Consider the following 22,019-nt stretch of genomic DNA (forward strand, 5'->3'; position numbering starts at 1 on the left):
GAAGCACATGAAGACATCCCCGGAAGAGACTTCCAGTAGCGGACGCCCTGCAGCACCGCAGGCCTCCGACCGTTACTTTTTCGGATCGCTGGATTCGATGGGCAAGAACCAGGAAAAACTGCGCGAGGTGAACTGGGGACCGGAGCAGCCGGAAGGCGTAGTTCTGGCCAGCATGGACGCCGCAGTGAACTGGGTGCGAAAGAATTCGGTCTGGCCCATGACCTTCGGGCTTGCCTGCTGCGCCATCGAAATGATGAGCATGGGCGGCTCGCGTTATGACATCGCTCGCTTCGGCGCGGAGGTATTTCGTCCTTCGCCACGTCAAAGCGATCTGATGGTGGTAGCTGGCCGCGTGTCGCAAAAGATGGCCCCAGTGATCCGCAGATTGTATGAGCAAATGCCGGAACCCAAATGGGTGATCAGCATGGGCGCCTGTGCTACAAGTGGTGGGGTGTTTAACAACTATGCACTACTCCAAGGAGTAAACCAGATCATTCCGGTCGACATTTATGTGCCGGGATGTCCGCCGCGTCCTGAGCAACTCCTGTATGCCATTACTTTGCTCCAGGAAAAAATTCAGCGGGAGCGAGGCAGCATTAAAGAGAGTTTGAACATCGCATAGAGAATACAAGGATTGCGCCATTTGCCGGAAAAGGTTACTGATCGGATTCGGCAAGGGACGCTTTGAACGTAGTACTGATGTAAACCAGCATCAGTGAATAAAAGTGAATCGGTTATTGTGCAGATATTTCTTTCCGTATAAGAGATGCTGCTATACACTTCAATCGCATTCGTTAGCAAGTGAGCCTTGGTTATGAGCTCACAAAAAGCATTAGATATTCCGCGGAGGATAAGTCGCATGTTTTCTCAGCCGTTTCGCAAACTGGGCAGGTCGCTTTTGGCCGCCAGCGCAGTCAGCCTGGGCGCTGCAAGCCTGGGTGCGCAAACAACCCCGGCCGCGCCGGCACCGCAGGGCCCGAACCCATCGCGTGTTGATGTGTTCCTGGGCTATTCGTACTGGAGCGGTCACGGATCGTTGAAGCCCCAGGGCCTCACGTATTCGTCGATCGACAAGGGCGCGATTGGTAGCGGTGCCTATTACTTCAATAAGTATGCCGGCGTCGAGATTTCCTCGGCATGGCATCCCAGTGGCAAGAACGATGCTCTATTGCCGCTCGTGACTGCTGGTCCGATCTTCCGTCTACCGACCGAGTCGGTGACGTTCTTTGGCCACGCAATGGCCGGTGCTGCTCGCCTGGGTGGCCCGAACTCCGATGTCAATGGCAATCCGTTCTATGTTCACCCATACCAGTGGGGCCCCGCCCTTGTTGCTGGTGGTGGTATGGACTACAACCTGCCCTGGCATGATGGTATGTTCGGTATCCGCCTGTTCCAGGCTGATTACACCTACATCCACGAGGATTACGGCCCAGTGAACGGTAACTATGGTGGCCGTGCGAACATCAGCTCCGCACAGCTCTCCTCGGGCATCCTGCTGCACTTCGGCCACATCGTACCGCCGCCGCCGGTAACGTACTCCTGCGTTGCCAGCCCCTCGAGCGTGTACGCGGGTGACCCAATCACCGTGACCGGTACTGCCGCGAACGTCAACCCGAAGAAGACCGCGACCTATGCGTGGACCTCTGACGGTGGCAAGATCTCTGGTACCAGCAACACGGCTACTGTCGACACCACCGGTCTGAACCCTGGCAGCTACAACGCCAAGGGTACTGTGACCGAGAGCATGAAGCCGGGTCGCTTCGCAGAGTGCGCAGCTCCTTTCACCATCAATCCGCTGCCTGCCCTGGCGCTGACCTGCTCGGCTTCGCCGTCGTCGGTTCAGCCGGGTGGATCGTCCACGATCACTTCGGTGGTTTCGGACTCCTATGGCAAGCCGGTCAACTACACCTACAGCTACAGCTCGACCACGGGTTCGGTCTCGGGTAGCGGCACCACTGCCACCCTGTCGACCACCGGTGCAGCTCCGGGCACGATCACTGTTACCTGCAACGTCTCCGATGACAAGGGCCGCAACGCCTCTGCCACGACGACGGTCAGTGTGATCGCACCGCCGCCACCGCCGGCAGCTCCCTCGGCCAGCGCACTTTGCTCGATCACGTTCGATAAGGACACACGTCGTCCGGCTCGCGTGGACAACGAAGCGAAGGCCTGCCTGGACGATATCGCTCTGAACCTGCAGCGTGATTCGTCGGCGAAGCTGGCTCTGACCGGTAACGCAGCACCCAGCAAGAAGGTGAAGAATGCCGACAAGCTGGCTGCAGAGCGCGCTGTGAACACGAAGGCTTACCTGGTAGGCGAGAAGGGTGTGGATGCATCCCGTATCTCGGTCTACACGGGCACGGCTGGTGCAAACACGGTAACCTCCGAGCTGATCCCGGCTGGCGCTTCCACGCCGTCCGATCTGGGCACCTCGGTGGATGAGAGCTCGGTGAAGGTTCAGCCTCGCACCGCTCCCGCCCGTAAGCACAAGAAGTAGTCCATAGCCAACACCCAGACGGCTGGCCGCGAGGCCAGCCGTTCTGCTTTTTGCCAGGAAATTTTCCGGTAGCCGGGGCGCCTATTATCAGGCGGTGCGGGTGTCATCGATTGTCGGTCTATCAATATCTGGCGTTTCAGTCCGCCGTATAGCCTTGTCAAAAACGAGTCGTTCCCCAAAATGTTGATGTGACGCGACATCTCATTTCACGAGATAGATGACAGTGTCGCGTCAGATACCCCTGTAGGCACCTGTTTACTCGTTAGACAACTAGAATGGACTCAGGTTCATTCGAATAGGAAAACCATGAAGTCTTTTTTTCGCCTTTGTGCGCCTCTCGCCTTGTCCGCTTCCTTCTTTTCCCTCGCCACGGCGCAGTCCAAATGGCTGCCTTACGGCCCTTATGGAGGAGACGCGCGCGCTTTTGCGCAGGACCCGCATGACCACAACCACATTTACCTGGGAACGGTCAGCGGCACTGTGTACGACACCCATGACGGTGGCAATACCTGGAAGTTCCTCGCCGATGTGGGAAGACGCGATGATCTGGTGTTTGACAACCTGATCGTCGATCCGACCAATGCCAATCGCGTTCTTGCAGCGGGATGGGTTCTCAGCAGCGCGGATGGTGGCCTGTACATCAGCAACGACGCGGGCAAGACGTGGACCGAAAACACGGACATGAAGGGCAAGTCCATTCGCTCCATGACCGTTGCTCCTTCGAACCCAAAGTTGATGCTGATTGGAACGGTGCAGGAGGGCGTGTATCGCAGCGAGGACGGTGGCGACCACTGGAAGCTCATCAGCCCGCCGGGAAGCCGTGAAATTCATGAAGTGGAGTCCGTGGCGTTTGATCCCAAGGATCCGAATCGGATGTATGCAGGAACGTGGCATCTGCCGTGGCGCACGTCCGACGGCGGTGCGACATGGCAGAACATGAAGGAAGGCATCATCGATGACTCGGACGTGTTCTCCATCATCGTGGACCCGACCAACCCATCGAACGTCTATCTCTCGGCATGTTCTGGTATCTATCGTTCAAATGATCAGGGCGTGAAGTACACCAAAGTACAGGGCATCCCGTCGACGGCGCGCCGTACACGCGTGCTGATGGAAGACCCGAAGGCCCCCAACACTGTGTTTGCGGGAACGACCGAAGGTCTGTGGAGGACCACGGATGCGGGCCACACCTTTGCACGTTATGGCGATCCGAGCTGGATCATCAATGACGTGAATATCGATCCGGAGAATAACAATCGTGTGCTGTTGGCCACGGATCGTACGGGTGTGCTGATTTCCAATGACGGCGGACAGACCTTTGCTCCGGCGAATATCGGATTCACGCAGAGGCAGATCACGGCAGTTGCGCAGGACCGTACGAATCCGGGGCACGTCTATGTCGGTGTGATCAATGACAAGATGGCGGGTGGTGTATTTGAAAGCCAGGATGGCGGTCTCTCGTGGGTGCAGAAGAGTGCGGGCCTGAATGGTTCGGATATCTTCTCGCTGGTGCAGGCCCCGGATGGCACCATGTTGGCCGGAACGCGGCACGGCATTATGCGTTGGGATGGAAGTCTCTGGAAGGCGTCAGGCCTGACGCTGGCTCTAGCTCCTTTGCCCGATCCTGAGGCGCAGAAGAAGGCGGCTGTCTCCACGCCAAGAACACGCACTGGCAAGTCTGCCGCTGCAACGCGTGCCCGCAGCACTCCACCGAAGATTGCGCCGACACGGAACACTCCGCCTCGTGAAGCAAACTCAGGTGTGTTTGCGTTTGCGGTGAATGGCAACACGGTTTTCGCAGCGACGGAAGAGGGCTTGCTGAGCTCCACAGACAATGGTCTTACGTGGAATCATGTTCGCTCTGCAACGGGAGAAACCTGGCGCACTGTGAAGTCCGAAGGAACCCGCGTGGTGGTGGCAGATTTGCATAAGATTGCCATTTCCACGGATAGCGGTGCGAACTTCCATGTGATCCAGGCTCCGACGGAGTTGACGTATGTGACATCGGTCGCTGTGGACGATGCAGGACGTGTCTGGGTAGGTGGTCGCGAGGGTGTCTGGCTTTCCGAGAACGATGGCAGCTCGTGGCATACGCAGCAGGGTCTCTACGTGCCGAATGTTTCCGGTATCCACTATGACAGTGAGGGCAAGCGTGTTCTGGTGACAGCGAACCGTCCCAGCACACTGGTTTTCGCTGTCAATACAAAGAACATGAAAGTGACCTATCAGGATTCTGGTTGGCCTTTGCGTACCACGCGTGCAGTGGGCGATCACCTGATTGGTGTGACCCCATTCGATGGCATCGTGCTGGCGCCTCGCATGGTCGATTCGCCCGAGAAGCCATTGGAAGCACAACGACGCTAGTCGAAACAAGCCAATTGCAACAGAGCAGGGTGGACAGTTGTCCTCCCTGCTCTGTTCTTATACGGATTAGAAATCTTCGTCTGCTGACATACTCCTGACACAATGGTGGCAGGAGCGTTTTTTTACCTTGGGTTCGTGGTCAGCGAACACACCGTCCTGACCCCCGAGGAGAGAATGTCATGAGCAAGTTCACGAGCAATGCGATTACCTGGTTCGAAATCCCAACCACGGACCTGGAGCGTGCCACGAAGTTTTATGAGACCGTGCTGGATGTACAACTGATCCCGTACGGCGAAGACAGCAAGGTGTTTCCGCGCGGCGAAGAGAGTGTCAGCGGATGCCTGACGCATCGTGCGGCCAGCAAGCCCTCTACCGATGGAGCGCTGGTCTTTCTGAATGCGGACGGTAAGCTCGACGTTAGCGTGAAGCGCGCAGAGGGACTGGGCGCGAAGGTCACTGTTCCTCGCACGGAAATCCCGGGTGGCTTCGGCTACTTCGCTTGCCTTATCGATTCAGAGGGAAACCAAGTTGGCCTGCACAGCACACGGTTCTAATGCGATGACAGGGAGAATGCGATGAGGCGTGCCGACCGTCTTTTTCGCATTGTGCAACTGCTGCGCTCCGGCCGCCTGAAGACCGCTCATGCCCTTGCAGAGCGGCTTCAGGTGTCGGAACGCACGATCTATCGCGATGTTCGCGATCTTCAGCTTGCAGGTCAGCCCATTGAGGGCGAAGCGGGCGTGGGGTATACGCTGCGGCGCGAGTTCGACCTTCCTCCGTTGATGTTTACTGCAGATGAGTTGACGGCAGTGGTTGTCGGTGTCAGGTTGGTGCAGGCGTGGGGCGGGGAAGAATCGTTCCTTGCCGCAAAGAGTGCTCTTGCCCGCATTGAGGCAGTATTGCCTCAGGAACTGAGCGAGCACCTTGATTCCATCGCACTGTATGCCTCTCCCTTTGCGATGAGCAAAGAGCACCGTCGTCTACTCGATTTGCTGCACCGAGCGTGCCGGCAGAAGACCATCGTTGAGTTTTGGTACACGCGGCTGGGAGAAGACGTTTCTCAGGCAGAACATCGTCCGGTGCGCCCGCTGGCTCTTGCGTTCTGGAGCGGTTTCTGGACGCTGGCCGCATGGTGCGAGCTGCGTAATGACTTTCGTACCTTTCGCATGGACCGCATTCATGGCGAGGTGGTTACAGACCGCACGTTTGTCCAGAAACGTGGTCAGCGGCTGGAGGATTTTCTGCGCATGGTCCGAGCGAAATATCCCGGAAACACTCGATGACAAAGCCCGCATGTTTTCGGCAGATGGTGCGGCGTAGGTTTCCGATGCGAAGCCAGGGCGTGAGGAATACACTATGAATATGACTGAATCGCCCACTGGTCGCCCCCGCCACGAGTTCCAGACTGATGACGCCGCGCTGTGGCCCATTGCCCAAAAGGTGCTGGCGCAGGAGCGGTTGACTGCGGACGATGGACTGGCGCTGTATCGGTCGCCGGACATTCTTGCTGTGGGTTGGCTGGCGAACCTGGTGCGTGAGCGTATGCATGGCGAGCTGACGTACTTCAATGTGAATCGTCATATCAATCCGACGAATGTGTGCGTGGCAACCTGCCGCCTGTGCGCCTTTGCGCGCAAGAAGGGCGAGAGCGGCGGCTATACCATGGCCCTGGAAGAGGCATGGGAGAGCGCGGGCAAGGGATACAGCGAAGCGGTCACGGAATTTCATATCGTGGGTGGTCTGCATCCTGACCTGCCTTTTGAGTACTTCCTTGATCTCGTGAAGGGGTTGAAGGAACGGTTCCCCAAGGTGCATATCAAGGCATTCACCATGGTGGAGGTCGCGTTTCTGGCGAAGCGCGCGAAGCTGTCGATTCCTGACACATTGGTAAAAATGAAAGAAGCCGGCGTGGATTCCTGCCCCGGTGGTGGTGCCGAGATTTTTGCAGACCGCGTGCGGCATATCATCTGCGATCACAAGATTGACGGCAGCGAGTGGCTGGAGACGGCGGAGATGGTACACAACGCTGGTCTACGTTCGAATGCGACGATGCTTTACGGTCACGTGGAGAACGAAGAAGACCGCGTGGACCACATCCTGAAGCTGCGCGCCGTGCAGGACCGTACGGGTGGGTTCCAGACGTTTATTCCATTGGCGTTCCATCCGGAAAACACCGTGCTGGGACACCTGCCGAAGACTACCGGCTTTGACGATATGCGGCAGATTGCCGTCGGCCGTTTGCTGTTGGATAACTTCGCGCACATCAAGAGCTATTGGCAGATGGTGACGCCGAAGATGGCGCAGATTTCGCTGCGCTTTGGTGCGGACGACATCGACGGCACCGTGGTGGAAGAACGCATCTACCACGAGGCTGGTGCGACCACACCACAGGGAATGCGCCGTGCGGAGCTGGAACGCCTGATCCGCGAAGCCGGACGTGAACCAGTGGAGCGCGACACGCTATATAACCGCGTGACGCGCACTGAGGACACGTTCGTTATCAGCGTGTAGGTGCATCAACTTGTCAGTGACTGACTTGTTCGCGTCGGAGCAGTTCTTTCTTACGTTCCACGCCCCAGCGATAGCCGGAGAGTGCTCCATCGCTGCGTAAAACGCGGTGACAGGGAATTGCGACTGCCAGCGCGTTGGAGGCGCATGCCTGTGCTACGGCGCGTACGGAGCGTGGATTGCCGATGCGTTGTGCGATCTCTGCATAGCTTGCGGTTTCTCCTGCTGGGATAGCCTGCAGTGCCTGCCAGACGCGTTGTTGGAACGCTGTGCCGCGAATGTCCAGCGGGAGATCGATGTGGCTATGGCGTGGCTGCTCTGTCCATGCAACGACCTTCTCCAGCGTCTCGGAAAAGGCGGTGTCACCCGGTACCAGCGATGCCCGCGGAAAGCGTTGCTGCAGATCAGCGAGTAGCGTCTCTTCTGTGTCGCCCATGAGGATGGCGCAGATGCCGCGTGGACTGCGCGCGACCAGGATCATCCCGAGCGTGGAAGGGCCGATGGCGTAGGTAATGTCGGTATTCTGGCCACCTTTGCGGAACTGAGTGGGCGTCATGCCAAGTGTGTTCGCGGCTGCATGATAAAAGCGGCTGGAGGAACTGAAACCTGTTTCGTAAATGGATTCTGTCACGGTCGGGCTTCCTTTCAGGTGCTTCAGCATTTGCTTTGAGCGGCAGGCGTTTGCGTATTGGCGAGGCGTGAGTCCGGTGGCGGCGCGGAACTGGCGATGCAGGTGGAACTGGCTGAGCCCCACCTGCTGTGCAAGCGCTTCAAGGGGAGGTAGTGGATCGCCTGCCGCGACGGCGCGCTCAATAGTGCGGCATAGTGTGGCTATGGCTTCCGTGGATGGATTCGCACTCTGGTCTGGTTTGCAGCGCTGGCAGGGGCGGAATCCGGCGCGTATGGCTTCCTGCGCATTGGCATGAAAGCGCACGTTTTCAGGACGCGGCGTGCGTGAGGAGCATCCCGGGCGGCAGAAGACACCGGTGCTGCGGACGGAATAGACGAAGGTGCCATCCGCCTGGCGATCACGGCGGACAACCGCATCCCACCGAACGTCGTTCAGGATGGATTGCGATTCCGGTGACGCTTTCGTATTGGCTGCTTTCCGTTTCATGTGCGCTTTCCTTTCTATCGTTTCATGTGTGGCACTGGGCGGTAGGCTTCTTCTGGAATGCTGGCCAGCGTGGAGTGTGAAAGCTCGCCGGATAGGCCGTAAAAGCGGCAGAAACTCATCATGAGAGGGCGCCAGCGATCGGGATCAATGTGGTTGCTGCGGCCCGGGACAAGCAGCGATGGGGCCGCATGCATCCGGACGATGCGGACCTCAAAAGCAAGCGCGCCGGCCGCTTTGTCAGGACGGTGGCCAAAGTCGTGGACCTGTTCCAGAACGGCCTCCATCTGTAGAGGGCACTCTGCCACACGAACAGCCTGGACGCTTTCGGAAGGTTGCGTGGTGAGACCGCTGATGCCGAACTTGTCCTTGTGGTGCCGGTATCCCATAGCTTGTTTATGGGGCGGAACTGGATCAGAACCGGTCAGTTTTGCCAGCCGGTCCACGTGGCTCACCATTGCGTCTGACGGCAGGTTCAGGACGCATTCCCGCTCACGTAGCAGGTTTTGCGCGGTGTGTCCTTTGGCGCCAAGGCCAAGCATGCAGTTCCAGCCCAGCCACCATGCGGAGGACATGGGTGCAAGATTGTTTGTGCCGTCTTCATTGCGTGAACTGATGAGGACGACAGGCGTTCCGACGTAAAGGATTGAAGGTTCTACAGCAATGTGCATGTTGCAATCATCTGTGGCAGAGCGCTCTCGCCACACTCCATTTCTTGCTGTGTAATTCGCTTTCCTGCACGGTGGCCTTGTATTCGATAGGCTGGATGTATGGATTGGCGCACCCGTTTGCTGCACGCGAAGCCCGAGCTTCCTGAAAACTTTGAATCCCTTGCCTCTGCAACGTATCGCGGATCGACTGTTGTGTTCCCTTCGATGGAAGGCCTACGCGACGGTTGGCGGCAGAGTGAGATTGGTTACTCCTACGGCATTTATGGCACACCCACAGCGATGGAACTCGCGGCACGCATTGCTGCGATGGAAGGCGCGCGGCATACGTTTTTAACGCCCAGCGGAATGTCAGCGATTGCGTTAGTCGATCTGGCCTTCACGAAGGCGGGCGATCACGTGCTGATTCCCGTGCAAGCCTACGGGCCGAATGTGGAAGCGGCCAAGAACCTGCTTGGCCGTTATGGCGTGGAGACGGAGCTTTATGACGCGACGATCGGCGGCGGCATTGCATCCCTGATTCGCGAGAACACAGCACTGATCTGGTGCGAAAGCCCCAGCTCCATCACGATGGAAGTGCAGGATGTGCCCGCGATTGTTAAGGCGGCCCATGCGCGCGGTGTTGTAGTGGCGATTGATAACACGTATGCCGCAGGTGTGCTGTTCGATGCGTTTGCGCATGGCGTGGACGTGAGTGTGCAGGCGCTGACGAAGTATGTGGGTGGTCACAGCGATCTGTTGCTCGGTTCGGTTTCCGTTGCGACGGAAGATGGCTATGAGCGTGTGGGGAATACACGGCGCATGTTGGGATTAAGTGTTTCGCCCGATGAGTGTTCGCTGGCGCTGCGTGGTTTGCAGACGCTGGCGGTGCGACTGGAACGCATGGAAGACTCCACGCTGGAGATTGCGAAGTGGCTTGCGGAGCGCAGCGAGATTGATGTGGTACTGCATCCCGCGTTGCCTTCGTGCCCGGGACATGAAATCTGGAAGCGGGACTTTACCGGATCCGCAAGTGTGTTTTCAGTACTGTTTTCACCGCGGTATTCGCCGGAGCAGGTGAATGCATTTGTGGATCACTTGAGCCTGTTCAAAATTGGTTGGAGCTGGGGCGGCGTAAACAGTCTTGCGATGGCGTATCCCACGTTGACGCGCATCGACGCGAATCATCATGGAAGAATTGTGCGTCTGAACATCGGACTGGAAGCGCCCGTGGATCTGATTGCAGACCTGGAGCGCTCGCTTTCCTTGTTGGGATGATTCGTTGACAGAACAAGCTTTGCCGCAACCGCCGATGAGCCGATTTGCGCACACCATGCGTGCGTTGCGGCACCGCAATTACCGGCTTTACCTGTCCGGTCAGTGCGTGTCATTGATGGGGACGTGGATGACGCGGCTGGCGCTGTCATGGCTCACGTACCGGCTGACACATTCGGCATTTCTGTTAGGTATGGTGGGGTTTGCCGGGCAGATTCTTACGTTTGTTCTGGCTCCGTTTGCGGGTGTGTGGGTGGACCGCATGGATCGCCGCAAACTGCTGGTGATGACGCAGGTGGCGGCTGCTGTACAGTCGCTTGCGCTTGCGGCATTGACGCTGGCTAAGGTCATTACCATTCAGGAAATTCTTGCGCTGGCTGCGTTGCAGGGATTGATTGATGCATTCGATATGCCTGCGCGGCAATCGTTTGTGACGAAGATGGTGCCGGACAAGGAAGACCTGAGCAATGCGATTGCGCTGAACTCGTCGATGGTGAATGTGGCGCGTTTAGTGGGGCCTTCAGTAGCTGCGATTGTGATTGCAAAGCTTGGCGAGGGATGGTGCTTCGGGATTGATGGTGTTTCGTATCTTGCAGTGATCGCGTCGTTGTTGATGATGCGGATCAAGCCGGATGTACCGGGTGCGCATCATCGTCCTGCCATGGCGGAACAGATGCGTGAGGGATGGGGCTATGTAAGCCGCTTCATTCCTGTACGAAACATCCTGTTGCTGTTCGCGATGACGAGTCTGATGGGAATGTCACAGATGGCCTTGCTGCCACTGTTTGCAGCGCAGGTGTTGCATGGTGGTCCACGCATGTTGGGACTGCTTACAACAGCCAATGCTGTGGGGGCTTTGGTAGCTGCAGTCCTGCTGGCATCTCGAAAAAATGCCGTTGGGCTTCTGCGTTACGTTCAATACGGTGGTGCGTTGTTTGGTGCGGCGCTTATTGTGTTTGGCATGTCGCACTGGGTCGCTCTGTCGTTGCTGGCCATGGTGGCGATGGGCTTCGGCATTATGACAGGGATGGGTGGAAGCAATACGATCATCCAGACGCTGTCACCGGAAGAGAAACGCGGCCGTGTGATGAGTTTTTATACGATGGCCTTCATCGGCATGACGCCGTTCGGAAGTCTGCAGGCGGGTGCATTGGCACACCGGATAGGCGCGCCACACACGCTGGTGTTCAGCGGCGTGTGCGTACTGCTGGCGGGGGCGTGTTTCTGGTCGCAGACATCAACCATGCGCCTGCATATACGGGCGCGATATGAAGAACTTGGCATTCTGCAACCGAAGAAAGAGGCAGCATGACGAAGCAGCGTTGCAAATGGAGTGAGCGCGATCCGATGGAGACGGTGTACCACGATGAAGAGTGGGGTGTGCCGGTGCACGACGGCCGTATGTTGTGGGAGTGCCTGATGCTGGAAGGCTTTCAGGCAGGGTTGTCGTGGACCATCATTCTTCGTAAGCGTGAGAATTTTCGTGAAGCGTTCCTCGGCTTCGATCCGAAGAAGGTGGCGAAGTTCGGCGAGCGCGAGATTGAGATATTGCTCGCGAATCCGGGCATTGTGCGTTCACGCGCGAAGATCGAAGCAACGATCAAAGGCGCGCAGATTTACCTGGATATGCAGAAGAAAGGTGAAGACTTCGCCGATTTCTGCTGGAGCTTCACGAAAGGCAAAGTGTTGCGCGGTGATGGAACGGTGGTTGCGGAGACGGAGCTTTCCAAGACCATCTCAAAAGAGCTGAAACGACGCGGGTTTAAATTCGTAGGGCCTTCCATTACCTATGCGTGGATGCAGGCTGTGGGCATTGTGAATGACCATGTGGCGCATTGCTACCGTCGCAAGCAGCTATAAATCCTCTATCCTGTTGAAGTATGCCGAAAATTTCTTTTCTGGAGTGTTCGCGTTGTCAGCATCGCGAAAGTGCGGATGTGCCGCGGACAGTTTGCTCTGTATGTGCTGGCACATTTTATGTGCGGTATGACCTTTCCGAATTGAAGGGAACCGCAGTTCGCGACAGCCTTCCGCAGACCGATAGCATGTGGCGCTATGCTCCGGTGCTGCCGGATGCTCTGCCGGTGACACTCGCCGAAGGATGGACGCCGGTGATAGCGTCGCGGCGCAATCCGAATGTGCTGTTGAAGGAAGAAGGCACAAATCCCACGGGCACCTTCAAGGCGCGCGGTATGAGCCTGTGCATGACCATGATGAAGCACTATGGCGTGCAGAAAGTGGCCGTGCCCAGCGCAGGCAATGCAGGCGGCGCGTGTGCTGCGTATGCGGCGGCTGCTGGCATTGAGGCGCACGTGTTCATGCCGCAGGATGTGCCGTTGGCCAACCAGGTGGAGTGCATCGCTTATGGCGCAAACATGACGCTGGTGGATGGCCTGATCAGTGATTGCGCGAAGATTGTTGCCGCGCGCAAGGAAACCGAGGGATGGTTTGATGTATCCACGCTGAAGGAGCCGTTTCGCGTGGAAGGCAAGAAGACCATGGGCTACGAACTGGTCGAGCAGCTTGGGTGGGAGTATCCCGATGCGGTCTTCTATCCCACCGGCGGCGGCGTTGGCCTGATCGGCATGTGGAAGGCGTTCCTTGAGATGGAGGAGCTTGGCTGGGTATCCGGCAAGCGACCAAAGATGATCGCGTGCCAGGCTGCTGGATGTGAGCCAGTGACGAAAGCGTATCGCGAAGGCAAGGATGCCAGCGAGATGTTTCAGAATGCGCATACGTTGGCGAGCGGTCTGCGAGTGCCGAAGCCGTACGGCGACTACATCATCCTGGACGTGGTGCGTGAGAGCGGCGGCACGGTGATTTCACAGACGGACGATGAGATCTTCACATCGATCCAGGATTGGGGCCGGAATGAGGGAATCCTGCTGTCGCCGGAGGGTGCGGCGGCTACGGCAGCGTACGACCGGCTGATTGAAAACGGATTTCTGAAGAAGACGGACCGCGTGGTGATCTTCAACACCGGTACGGGCAACAAGTACACCGATGTATTGAACGTCATGCAGCGGGCGCATCACGCGGTATAACGTCAGTGCGTGGAGGGCTGTGCGGTGATCGGACTGATTGTCCGGTGATCGCATTGCTCCTCGTGTTTTCACGCTGATAGGCTTTTTTCATGTCTGAAACTGCACTTCTGCCTACCGAGACCGATGTACTGCTGGTAGGCGCCGGTATCATGTCTGCCACGCTGGGCATCCTGCTCAAGTCGCTGGTCCCTTCGCTGCAATTGACCGTGGTGGAGACGCAGGATCGCGCCGCTGTAGAAAGTTCGGATGCGTGGAATAACGCGGGCACCGGCCATGCGGCGCTGTGCGAATTGAACTACACGCCCGAGGCCGAGAATGGTTCCATTGCCATTGATCGGGCCATCAAGATCAACGAGCAGTTTCAGCATTCGCGGCAGTTCTGGGCGGCGCTGGTAGAGCGTGGTCTGATCTCAGACCCCAGGCAGTTCATCAATCCTGTGCCGCACATGAGCTTTGTCTCTGGTGCGGAGAGCGTGGAGTTTTTGCGTAAGCGCTACCACGCGATGCAGGCCTGCCCGCTGTTTGCAGGTATGCAGTTCTCAGATGATCCTGCAGTCCTGAAACAGTGGATTCCACTGATGATGGAGCAGCGCTCGCCGACTGAGCCTGTGGCAGCAACGCGCGCGGAGTTTGGTACTGACCTGAACTTTGGCGCATTGACACGCATGTTGTTCGGCGCGCTGGAACAGCAGGGAAGCCGCGTGGTCATGCGGCACCGTGTGACGGAACTGACGCAGTTACCGGATACGCGCTGGTATGTCGAAGTAGAAGACCTGGCCACTGGTAACACCAGCCGCGTGACGGCGCGGTTTGTGTTTCTTGGCGCAGGCGGTGGGGCTTTACCGTTGCTGCAGAAGTCGGGGATTCCGGAAGGCCGCGGTTATGGCGGTTTTCCCGTCAGTGGGCAGTGGCTGCGCTGTACGAATCGCGAGGTGATTGAACGCCATGCGGCCAAGGTGTACGGCAAGCCCGCGCTGGGCGCGCCGCCGATGAGTGTGCCGCATCTGGATACGCGCGTGATCGACGGCAAGAAGGAGCTGTTGTTCGGGCCGTTTGCGGGCTTCACAACGAAGTTTCTCAAGTTCGGTTCGTTCCTTGATCTACCGAAGTCCATTGGCACAGGAAATCTCGTTTCCATGCTGGGTGCGGGTGCGCACAACCTGGACCTGACGAAGTATTTGATCGGGCAGGTGATGCAGTCGCAGGAAGACCGCGTGAATGCTCTGCGCGAGTTCGTGCCGACGGCTCGCGGTGAGGATTGGGTTCTTGAGATTGCAGGGCAGCGTGTGCAGATCATCAAGCCGGATGAAAAGGCTGGCGGGCGGCTGGAGTTTGGCACCGAGGTGATTCGCAGCGCAGATGGATCGCTGGCAGCGTTGCTGGGCGCTTCGCCGGGTGCATCCACTGCGGTTTCCATCATGCTGGAGCTGATTACACGTGGTACTTCCGTGGTGTCGCAGGAGGCTTGTACGTCAGAGGCGCTGCAGTCGCTGATCCCGAGCTATGGACGTTCCATGGCGAAGGAGCCGGAGCTTTTAGCTGAGGTTACGGAGCGAACGGGGCGCTTGTTGCAGCTTCGGTAGCGATGTCCGTTTATAGAGAGGCCAAGCTACATTGCATGCTTTAGAAGAGGATTCGAGATGGGAAAGAGGCATAGTGATGGGAGTGCCGGCGATGCCAATTATGCGGCCATCGGGACTGGTTACACCTCTTACCGAAAACCCGAGCCAAGGATTGCCGCGTTCATTCAGAGGGCCTTGGGTGAGGCGAGAACAGTTCTGAATGTAGGGGCTGGAGCAGGTTCGTACGAGCCCACGACCGGCGTGTGACTGCTGTTGAGCCATCTGCTTCGATGCGTGCGCAGAGGCCCACTCATTTTCCGCAGGCAGTGGATGCTGTTGCTGAGAATCTTTCCTTTGCAGACGGAAGTTTCGATGCGAGCATGGCCTCATTCTCCGTTCATCAATGGTCAGATTTGGGGGCTGGTTTAGCTCAGATGCGAAGGGTCACATGTGGACCGGTGCTGATCCTGACTTGCGATCCCGATTCGCTTCACCGGTCTTGGCTGCAGGATTACGCTCCCGAGATGATTGAGGTAGAAGCTCGCCGGTATCCCTCGATGCAGTCGATTGAAGATGGTCTTGGCGGGAATGTGGAGGTCATTGCCATACCCATTCCTCTGCATTGCTCTGATGGTTTTAGCGAAGCCTATTACGGACGTCCCGAAGCCCTCTTGGATCCAGGAGCCCGGCGTGCTAATTCTGCGTGGAGCTTTGTGGAGCCTTCAGTAGAGACTCGTTGTGTGGAAAGCTTGACTCGTGATCTGAACAACGGTGTGTGGAACGAAAAATATGGCTACCTCCGTAATCAGCCGTATTTCGAAGGTTCACTTCGACTTGTGGTTAGCCGCATATAAGAGCATCCAGGCAGAGGTTACGGAACAGATAGGCGGTTCCCGCAGCTTCGGTATCTTGGCGCCATTCCTTGCCGTTACCCCTGATCGTTTCTTCGTAATTCCTGTCGCGGGGAATCAGAATTAAGACGAATCCCCATTTCTTCTGCAGCGTCTAACTCCTGCTCACGAAGCAAGGAGACAGGCATGGCAAAGGTTGTTCTGATTACAGGCGCAAACAAAGGCATTGGTTTTGAAGTGGCTCGGCAGTTGGGGCGCGTTGGATTTACCGTTCTGCTGGGTGCTCGTGATGCCAAGCGTGGCGAAGATGCGGCAGCGAAGCTTCGCAGCGAGGGCTCGGACGTTCGCTATGTTGTGGCCGACCTTGATCGTGCTTCTGAGACAGCCACAGCGCTTGCCGCTCAGATCCAGAAGGAGTTTGGCCATCTGGACGTGCTCATCAATAACGCGGGCATCTTCGATCTGACCGGTGGTGACAGCCCGGCAAGCACTGCGAAGATCGATGCGGTGAGACGCACCTTCGACATCAACTTCTTCGGCACGGTCGAGTTCACGCAACCGTTGTTGCCGTTGCTTCGCGCCGCCGAAAGCGCGCGCATCATCAATGTTTCAAGTGGACTTGGCTCTATCGGACTCAACAGCGATCCTGCTTCGCCGTTCTATCCTGTGAAGCCTCTTGGATACAACGCCTCAAAAGCTGCGCTGAATATGTTCACCGTTGATCTTGCGTGGGAGTTGCGAGACACAAATATCAGGGTCAATTCCATTTGCCCCGGCTTCACCGCAACGGACATTAACGGTAACACCGGCACGCAGACCATCGAAGAAGGCGCTGAGGCTATTGTGCGTTTCGCGCAGCAGCCTGACGACAGCCCCACAGGCGGCTTCTTCCACAAGGATGGCACGTACCCCTGGTAGTTCATGTCGTGTCTTTCCGAGGGGGATAGGGGAATGAATCGAACCCATTCCCTATCCCTCGAAACTATCGTGTCGTAGTGCCAGTTATCAGGAAACGGCGGTTCAGCCAACGGCGCACTGGTTCGTCATAAAGCTTGAGGCAGGCATAGGCGATGGCGACGGCGGTCACGAACAACGCAGCACCCCATGCCGCACCCTGCGCGGGGGTAAGTTTTCCGTCGTACACCCAGGCTGTGTAGATGTAGATGAGCGAGTAATGCGTGATGTAGAGCGGATAGGAAATTCCGCCTGAGAAACGGCACAGCCGAGTGGCTGTTCGCCCGTTGATCTGCTCGCCTGCGCCCATCGCTACGATGATCGGAAACACGAAAATAACAACCATTGCTTCATACAGCCCGTTTTTCCAGAGCGTAGCCGTGGTGCCGAAACGCGGCAGGATGAAAGTGACCACAAGCAACAGGCTGCACCACAGAAAGGCATTCCGCACGTGGATGCGCTTGTGCATGCGTTGCAGGAGCATACCCGCCAGGAACGGAAAGAGCAGCCGGATAAAGCCGACTTTGAGTTCCATCGCATTGACCGACCAGCCTCCCGTAATGTCACCGCGCGGCGTGGTGACAAGGTAGTGCGTGAGCAGGGCCGCGGAGAGCGCTGTAAGCACCATCAGCACGCGATTGGATACCTTGCGCAGGCCCAGCGCATAAGCGATGTTGGCAATGTATTCAAAGAACAACGACCACGCTGTTCCAGCGAGCGGATGCATCTCCTGCCAGCCGCGAATATCCATTGAGATGGGAATCGGAATCACGGTGCAGCCGATGAGTGCGATGAGAATGAGTCTCGATACGGATGTGGTTGCGACAATCGGAAAGATCCTGGGGCTGGCGCTGAAGTAAAAGAGCAGCGCACCAAGAACGTTGCCCATAATAAGCATGGGCTGCAGCCGGATGATGCGTCGCTTGAAGAAGTCCCACACCGTCATGCGTGGCTGGTCGTTGGCAGGGTTCCAGCGGCTGTCATACGCGTAAGCAATGACAAAGCCAGAGAGCATGAAGAAGAAGTCCACTGCCAGATAGCCATGATTAATGATCTGCCTGGCGTGGTCACCACCGTTCCACGTCTCGCATATGTGGAAGAGGACCACCATCATGGCTGCGACTCCGCGCAGACCGTCAAGGATTTCAAAGTGTTGTTTAGGCTGGATGCGTGCGTGGGGCTGGCTCATGACTTCCAACCACCATACACAAATGTTTTCCAGGGATCATGTTGGATCGCTACAAAGTAACGGCCCACCGAAGCGGGCCGTTTCTTTGTAGCGATGCGTTAAGGCTAGACGCGTTCGATAACAACCGATTCAAGAACGACCGGCTTCTTGGGGCGATCCATGCCGTCGCGAGCGACCTTGCTGACCTTCTCGACGATGTCGTAGCCTTCGACAACTTCACCGAAGATGGTGTGGCGGCCGGTGAGCCAGGGAGTCGGCGCAACGGTAATGAAGAACTGCGAGCCGTTGGTGTTGGGGCCTGCGTTGGCCATGGCCAGCTTGCCGGCTTCCTGGAAGCCGTGCGGCGAGCCTTTGGTTTCGTCTGCGAAGCGGTAGCCGGGGCCACCCATGCCGGTGCCTTCGGGGTCGCCACCTTGGATCATGAACTCAGGAATCACGCGATGGAAGATGGTGCCGTCATAGAGCTTGTCGCCCTTCTTGCTGCGGCTCTCCCAACTTTTGGTTCCTTCGGCCAGGCCGATGAAGTTGGCGACGGTCTCCGGCGCATCCTTCTCAAAGAGGCGCGTGACGATGGTGCCTTCGCTGGTGTTGAAGATGGCGTAGGTACCGGGTGTGCGTTCTGCCATGGATGTTTCCTTTCTATTGCTGCAACAAAGTTGGATGTTTACTGCGCTGCGGGTGCGGCAGGTTGGGTCGCCATCGGATCCGGAGGGATCGTGCCACCCTCTGGAACAATCGTGATGTGTTTGATGGTCACAGGTGTGACCGGCTTATCCTGCGAGTTCTTTTCCACGCGGGCAATGGACTGCACGACCAGCACCGAGTGCGGATCGCACTGGCCGAAGATGGTGTGTTTGCCATTCAGTTCGGGAACGGGTGCTTCTGTAACGAAGAATTGCGTGCTGCCTGTATTGGCGCCTGCATTGGCCATGGCGAGGCGGCCTTCACGGTCAAACCGCAGGCCGGGCGAACGCTCTTCGCCAATGTAATAGCCAGCGTCTCCGGCGCCAGTGCCGGCACGGTCGCCCCCCTGGATCATGAAGTTGGCGATCACTCGATGAAAGGTGGTGCCGTCATAGAAGGGCACACCGTGCATCTTCTGACCGGTTGTGGGGTCGGTGAAATCCTTGGTGCCAGTGGCCAGACCGATGAAGTTCTCCACGGTCTTTGGCGACTCGTTCCGGAAGAACTGGCAGATCAGGCGCCCCATGGTGGTGTCAATGACGGCCGTGGGGCCGTTCGGTGCGGGTGGAACGCCGAGGCCTTCGGCTGCTCCGGGTGAATCCGGCAGGTCGTCCGCAGGCTTAGCCGGGGGATTCTGCTGCTGGGCAGGCGGTACGGTGGACCCTGCCTGTGCCAGTGCCGCTGCCGGAGCAACGGCGAGAATCGCGAAGAGAGATAGGGGCGCAAGTCGGAACATCATGCCGTTTCCAGAATACGCCGCGCGGCGGAAGCGGTCACGCGGCGGCAAAGTCCTGGGCCTGTTTCAGCACACGCAACAGGTTTTCGCCGAGCATGCCGCGAAGGTCTTCCGCGGCCCATCCGCATTCCAGAAGTGCGGCGGTGAGCTTTGGCAGATCGGCGGCGGTTTCCATGCCTTCCACAGACAGGGCGATACCGTCGAAGTCCGATCCGATGCCGACATGGTTCGGACCGATGAGGCGTAGCAGGTGGTCGAAATGCTCGACGAGGACGGAGAAGGGAACCGGTGGAATGCGACGGGCGAAGCTGCGCTCGATGGCGAGTTCGTCGAAGAAGAGGAAGGGCTTGCCCTGCGCGCGGAAGTCTTCGCGCGCCTTGTCGAGAGCCGCATTTCTTTCCGGCTTCATGGCGTTCCAGGCCTCTCGCCATGTGTCGCTGAGGAAGCCCGCAAAGAAGTTCACCATGACGATGCCGCCCCTTGCTGCAAGCCGTTGGGCCATCTCGTCGGTGAGGTTGCGAACTGCGTGGCAGAGGTGACGCGACGATGAATGCGAGGCAATGACCGGCACCCACGACGTTTCGAGAACATCATGGAAGGCGGCGTCGCTGACGTGGGAGACGTCGACGAGCATACCGAGGCGATTCATCTCGCGGACTACGTCGCGTCCAAAGGCGGTCAGGCCACCATGGCCACCATAGCCGCTGGAGCCGCACCAGTCGTTCGCATTGGCCCAGGTCAGGGTCATGTAGCGTACGCCGCTGGCGTGAAATTCGCGAAGATTGTCCAGGCTGTTTTCGATGGCATGTCCACCCTCGATGCCGATCAGCGCGGCGTATTGGCCATTGCGTTTGGCATGGCGCACTTCGTCTGCGGTGGTGCAGACGGTAATGGCTTGCGGATGTTTTGCGGCCTGCTGGTGGATGCCTGCGATAAGACTGCGCGTACGTTCCGCGAACTTTCCTACCCACGCATCCGGCTCTGGCCACGCGATGAAAAAGCCTCCGTGCAGGTGACCCGCAGCGGCTGTTTCTGCGGAGAGTTGGCCCATGCCAAGCGGTGAGCCAGCCCAGTTCCAGCCCTCATCGACAAAGCGCTGCGGCGTATCGGCGTGGCCGTCCAGCACGATGCTGCTGTCATGTAGCGCTTTCGCTTCTGCGATTAAGTTTCTCATCTGTATCATGTTAGCGCGAGTGCAGCTGCTTCTTTTGGTTCGTGGTTTTGCCGTGGAATGGCGTGGCAAACCCTGGCATGGTCTTCGCGTCTATGTTGGGCGAGGTGACGGACTATGAGCAGCTTGACCGGAAATGGATTTGCAGGTGAGGGCGAGGGAGTAGCAAAGGAAAAGGTGAATACGCCGGATACGCCAGCGCGTCCGGGTGTGAATTCGCTGGAGCGTGCTGAGAGCGGACACCAGTCAGGCATTGACCGGGCAGCGGAAGATTCCGCACGCCGTGCGATCAACCGCCAGGCACATGAGGACGGAAACATCTTTACCAAATAACCCCTTCCCCGGACACGAAGGCAGAGGCTCTGCGATCCCAGTCGCTGGGCCTCTCGTGCTTCATGGCTGCGTGTTCGATGTGGCGGATGGCGAAGCCCCTGCGGTGATCCATGCGCGGAGGGTTTCGATTTCCGCCGAGGTAAGCGGTTCGCCCTTCTTTGGCATGAGCTTCGGATCGTTTGGTGGCAGAGTAATGCGATGCAGCAGGATGCTGCGTTCGGGATGCCCTGCGCCCACGATGTCGCCACTGGCACCGCCATCCAGCAGATGGGCATAGCTGTCCAGCCTGAGATTTCCTTTGCGCTCCTGCGAGCCGTGGCACTTGACGCAGTTGGCGTTCAGGATGGGTTGCACCTGTTTGGCGTAGACACCTTCGGGATCAACGGCAGGATAGCTGCGTGAGGGAGCCAGATGTGGCGCGAACTCCGTAAGCCAGTCGTCGCCGTAAACGATTTTGCCGCCGGTGTGGGCGGTCCAAAGTGTCAGCAGGGCGAGAGGAATGGTGAGTGATGCTCGCTGGGGAAGCAAGGCCCGTAGCAGGGTGATGACGATGGCTGCGATGGCCAGCACGATGCCCGTCCACAGGTGTGTACGCACTTGATCTGCGGGGAAGGCTCCTGCATGGGCCAGAACGATGCCGAGCAGTGCAGAGAGAAAGCCCGTGATGGCTGCGATGTTGAGCGTGAGTGATGCCGCTTGTTGCAGTGCGGGGCGCTTCCTTGAGGCAAGGTCAAAGACAGGCACCAGAAATAGCAGACCGATGGGCAGATGGATCAGGCCGACGTGGAAGCGTCCGAGGAACTGGCCGGGATACGTCTGGCCGTCTGGCGGCAGGATGGATGGCAATGAGAGCAGCAGAAGAATTGCTGCTGTGCTGGCGATCCACACCTTAGGGTGTGGTCGGTTGGTGGTGTAAAGCTGTTCTTCCTGCGTCTGCATCCTGCTTTGAGCTTAGCGGATGTGACGATGGACTGGCTTTCCTGACGCATCGTAGTGGTGCACGAAAGAAAGCAGGTCCTTCGGCTTTGCCCAGGATGACGAACTTCGTTCGTATGAGCTTCGCAGCGCGAAGCTGGTTTGAGATTTGCGC

The 22,019-nt window shown here is 57.8% G+C and carries 20 protein-coding genes and 1 pseudogene; 14 read left to right on the plus strand and 7 right to left on the minus strand.

The window, feature by feature from the left end:
• Positions 1-97: 97 nt before the first annotated feature.
• From AB6729_RS01380 to mqnE, 6 genes are all read left to right on the plus strand, one after another.
• The gene (locus AB6729_RS01380) at positions 98-622 is read left to right on the plus strand and encodes an NADH-quinone oxidoreductase subunit B (RefSeq protein ID WP_371081171.1); all 525 of its coding nucleotides are present in this window, start codon (positions 98-100) and stop codon (positions 620-622) included.
• Positions 623-859: 237 nt separating this feature from the next.
• Positions 860-2,497: an OmpA family protein gene (locus AB6729_RS01385; RefSeq protein ID WP_371079772.1), complete on the plus strand. Its 1,638-nt coding sequence runs from the start codon at positions 860-862 to the stop codon at positions 2,495-2,497.
• A 306-nt stretch (positions 2,498-2,803) separates the two neighbouring features.
• Positions 2,804-4,861 carry a hypothetical protein gene (locus AB6729_RS01390; protein ID WP_371079773.1) on the plus strand — a complete coding sequence of 686 codons (2,058 nt, stop codon included), beginning with the start codon at positions 2,804-2,806 and terminating at the stop codon, positions 4,859-4,861.
• Between the two features lie 179 nt (positions 4,862-5,040).
• Positions 5,041-5,415, plus strand: coding sequence for a VOC family protein (locus tag AB6729_RS01395; protein ID WP_371079774.1), 375 nt, complete (start codon positions 5,041-5,043; stop codon positions 5,413-5,415).
• 21 nt (positions 5,416-5,436) lie between these two features.
• Positions 5,437-6,144: a helix-turn-helix transcriptional regulator gene (locus tag AB6729_RS01400; RefSeq protein ID WP_371079775.1), complete on the plus strand. Its 708-nt coding sequence runs from the start codon at positions 5,437-5,439 to the stop codon at positions 6,142-6,144.
• A 79-nt stretch (positions 6,145-6,223) separates the two neighbouring features.
• Entirely contained in the window at positions 6,224-7,372 is a 1,149-nt protein-coding gene (mqnE, locus tag AB6729_RS01405; protein WP_371081172.1) for an aminofutalosine synthase MqnE, read from the plus strand.
• A 13-nt stretch (positions 7,373-7,385) separates the two neighbouring features.
• Here the strand turns inward: mqnE and ada are convergent, their stop codons facing one another.
• Together ada and AB6729_RS01415 are read right to left on the minus strand one after the other, a co-directional pair.
• Complete coding sequence (gene ada / locus AB6729_RS01410) at positions 7,386-8,486, minus strand: bifunctional DNA-binding transcriptional regulator/O6-methylguanine-DNA methyltransferase Ada (protein WP_371079776.1); 1,101 nt, start codon at positions 8,484-8,486, stop codon at positions 7,386-7,388.
• 14 nt (positions 8,487-8,500) lie between these two features.
• Complete coding sequence (locus AB6729_RS01415) at positions 8,501-9,154, minus strand: flavin reductase family protein (RefSeq protein ID WP_371079777.1); 654 nt, start codon at positions 9,152-9,154, stop codon at positions 8,501-8,503.
• Between the two features lie 99 nt (positions 9,155-9,253).
• Here AB6729_RS01415 and AB6729_RS01420 point away from each other — a divergent pair, with 99 nt between their 5' ends.
• From AB6729_RS01420 to AB6729_RS01450, 7 genes and pseudogenes are all read left to right on the plus strand, one after another.
• Positions 9,254-10,408: a cystathionine beta-lyase gene (locus tag AB6729_RS01420; RefSeq protein ID WP_371079778.1), complete on the plus strand. Its 1,155-nt coding sequence runs from the start codon at positions 9,254-9,256 to the stop codon at positions 10,406-10,408.
• 34 nt (positions 10,409-10,442) lie between these two features.
• Positions 10,443-11,717, plus strand: coding sequence for an MFS transporter (locus tag AB6729_RS01425; protein ID WP_371079779.1), 1,275 nt, complete (start codon positions 10,443-10,445; stop codon positions 11,715-11,717).
• Positions 11,714-12,265, plus strand: a complete 552-nt coding sequence (locus tag AB6729_RS01430; protein WP_371079780.1) for a DNA-3-methyladenine glycosylase I — start codon at positions 11,714-11,716, stop codon at positions 12,263-12,265. The genes AB6729_RS01425 and AB6729_RS01430 overlap by 4 nt, the downstream gene beginning before the upstream one ends.
• A gap of 20 nt (positions 12,266-12,285) precedes the next feature.
• Positions 12,286-13,449 carry a threonine synthase gene (locus AB6729_RS01435; RefSeq protein ID WP_371079781.1) on the plus strand — a complete coding sequence of 388 codons (1,164 nt, stop codon included), beginning with the start codon at positions 12,286-12,288 and terminating at the stop codon, positions 13,447-13,449.
• Positions 13,450-13,538: 89 nt separating this feature from the next.
• Positions 13,539-15,032 (plus strand): malate dehydrogenase (quinone), encoded by a 1,494-nt coding sequence (gene mqo, locus AB6729_RS01440; protein WP_371079782.1) that lies wholly within the window; start codon positions 13,539-13,541, stop codon positions 15,030-15,032.
• Positions 15,033-15,271: 239 nt separating this feature from the next.
• Positions 15,272-15,865, plus strand: a pseudogene (locus AB6729_RS01445) (class I SAM-dependent methyltransferase); the annotation flags it as partial.
• Between the two features lie 183 nt (positions 15,866-16,048).
• Positions 16,049-16,780, plus strand: a complete 732-nt coding sequence (locus AB6729_RS01450; protein WP_371079783.1) for an SDR family oxidoreductase — start codon at positions 16,049-16,051, stop codon at positions 16,778-16,780.
• Between the two features lie 64 nt (positions 16,781-16,844).
• On the opposite strand, the gene AB6729_RS01455 is transcribed toward AB6729_RS01450, so the two are convergent.
• From AB6729_RS01455 to AB6729_RS01470, 4 genes are all read right to left on the minus strand, one after another.
• On the minus strand, positions 16,845-18,005 hold the full coding sequence (locus AB6729_RS01455) for an acyltransferase family protein (RefSeq protein ID WP_371079784.1): 1,161 nt from the start codon (positions 18,003-18,005) through the stop codon (positions 16,845-16,847).
• Between the two features lie 104 nt (positions 18,006-18,109).
• Positions 18,110-18,631: a peptidylprolyl isomerase gene (locus AB6729_RS01460; protein WP_371079785.1), complete on the minus strand. Its 522-nt coding sequence runs from the start codon at positions 18,629-18,631 to the stop codon at positions 18,110-18,112.
• A gap of 38 nt (positions 18,632-18,669) precedes the next feature.
• Positions 18,670-19,428 carry a peptidylprolyl isomerase gene (locus AB6729_RS01465; protein WP_371079786.1) on the minus strand — a complete coding sequence of 253 codons (759 nt, stop codon included), beginning with the start codon at positions 19,426-19,428 and terminating at the stop codon, positions 18,670-18,672.
• Between the two features lie 34 nt (positions 19,429-19,462).
• Positions 19,463-20,599 carry a dipeptidase gene (locus tag AB6729_RS01470; protein ID WP_371079787.1) on the minus strand — a complete coding sequence of 379 codons (1,137 nt, stop codon included), beginning with the start codon at positions 20,597-20,599 and terminating at the stop codon, positions 19,463-19,465.
• 114 nt (positions 20,600-20,713) lie between these two features.
• Here AB6729_RS01470 and AB6729_RS01475 point away from each other — a divergent pair, with 114 nt between their 5' ends.
• On the plus strand, positions 20,714-20,929 hold the full coding sequence (locus tag AB6729_RS01475) for a hypothetical protein (RefSeq protein WP_371079788.1): 216 nt from the start codon (positions 20,714-20,716) through the stop codon (positions 20,927-20,929).
• Between the two features lie 60 nt (positions 20,930-20,989).
• Here the strand turns inward: AB6729_RS01475 and AB6729_RS01480 are convergent, their stop codons facing one another.
• A complete protein-coding gene (locus AB6729_RS01480; RefSeq protein ID WP_371079789.1) occupies positions 20,990-21,868 on the minus strand; it encodes a c-type cytochrome domain-containing protein in 879 nt (292 codons plus the stop codon).
• Between the last annotated feature and the right edge of the window lie 151 nt (positions 21,869-22,019).

Origin of the sequence: Terriglobus sp. RCC_193, assembly GCF_041355105.1 — a bacterium.
In the GTDB taxonomy this organism is placed as follows: domain Bacteria; phylum Acidobacteriota; class Terriglobia; order Terriglobales; family Acidobacteriaceae; genus Terriglobus.

Excerpts from the sequence above, each read along its gene's own strand:
- AB6729_RS01380 (WP_371081171.1), top strand. The coding sequence starts at position 98 with ATGGGCAAGAACCAGGAAAAACTGCGCGAGGTGAACTGGGGACCGGAG.
- AB6729_RS01385 (WP_371079772.1), top strand. The coding sequence starts at position 860 with ATGTTTTCTCAGCCGTTTCGCAAACTGGGCAGGTCGCTTTTGGCCGCC.
- AB6729_RS01390 (WP_371079773.1), top strand. The coding sequence starts at position 2,804 with ATGAAGTCTTTTTTTCGCCTTTGTGCGCCTCTCGCCTTGTCCGCTTCC.
- AB6729_RS01395 (WP_371079774.1), top strand. The coding sequence starts at position 5,041 with ATGAGCAAGTTCACGAGCAATGCGATTACCTGGTTCGAAATCCCAACC.
- AB6729_RS01400 (WP_371079775.1), top strand. The coding sequence starts at position 5,437 with ATGAGGCGTGCCGACCGTCTTTTTCGCATTGTGCAACTGCTGCGCTCC.
- mqnE (WP_371081172.1), top strand. The coding sequence starts at position 6,224 with ATGACTGAATCGCCCACTGGTCGCCCCCGCCACGAGTTCCAGACTGAT.
- ada (WP_371079776.1), bottom strand. The coding sequence starts at position 8,486 with ATGAAACGGAAAGCAGCCAATACGAAAGCGTCACCGGAATCGCAATCC.
- AB6729_RS01415 (WP_371079777.1), bottom strand. The coding sequence starts at position 9,154 with ATGCACATTGCTGTAGAACCTTCAATCCTTTACGTCGGAACGCCTGTC.
- AB6729_RS01420 (WP_371079778.1), top strand. The coding sequence starts at position 9,254 with ATGGATTGGCGCACCCGTTTGCTGCACGCGAAGCCCGAGCTTCCTGAA.
- AB6729_RS01425 (WP_371079779.1), top strand. The coding sequence starts at position 10,443 with ATGAGCCGATTTGCGCACACCATGCGTGCGTTGCGGCACCGCAATTAC.
- AB6729_RS01430 (WP_371079780.1), top strand. The coding sequence starts at position 11,714 with ATGACGAAGCAGCGTTGCAAATGGAGTGAGCGCGATCCGATGGAGACG.
- AB6729_RS01435 (WP_371079781.1), top strand. The coding sequence starts at position 12,286 with ATGCCGAAAATTTCTTTTCTGGAGTGTTCGCGTTGTCAGCATCGCGAA.
- mqo (WP_371079782.1), top strand. The coding sequence starts at position 13,539 with ATGTCTGAAACTGCACTTCTGCCTACCGAGACCGATGTACTGCTGGTA.
- AB6729_RS01450 (WP_371079783.1), top strand. The coding sequence starts at position 16,049 with ATGGCAAAGGTTGTTCTGATTACAGGCGCAAACAAAGGCATTGGTTTT.
- AB6729_RS01455 (WP_371079784.1), bottom strand. The coding sequence starts at position 18,005 with ATGAGCCAGCCCCACGCACGCATCCAGCCTAAACAACACTTTGAAATC.
- AB6729_RS01460 (WP_371079785.1), bottom strand. The coding sequence starts at position 18,631 with ATGGCAGAACGCACACCCGGTACCTACGCCATCTTCAACACCAGCGAA.
- AB6729_RS01465 (WP_371079786.1), bottom strand. The coding sequence starts at position 19,428 with ATGATGTTCCGACTTGCGCCCCTATCTCTCTTCGCGATTCTCGCCGTT.
- AB6729_RS01470 (WP_371079787.1), bottom strand. The coding sequence starts at position 20,599 with ATGAGAAACTTAATCGCAGAAGCGAAAGCGCTACATGACAGCAGCATC.
- AB6729_RS01475 (WP_371079788.1), top strand. The coding sequence starts at position 20,714 with ATGAGCAGCTTGACCGGAAATGGATTTGCAGGTGAGGGCGAGGGAGTA.
- AB6729_RS01480 (WP_371079789.1), bottom strand. The coding sequence starts at position 21,868 with ATGCAGACGCAGGAAGAACAGCTTTACACCACCAACCGACCACACCCT.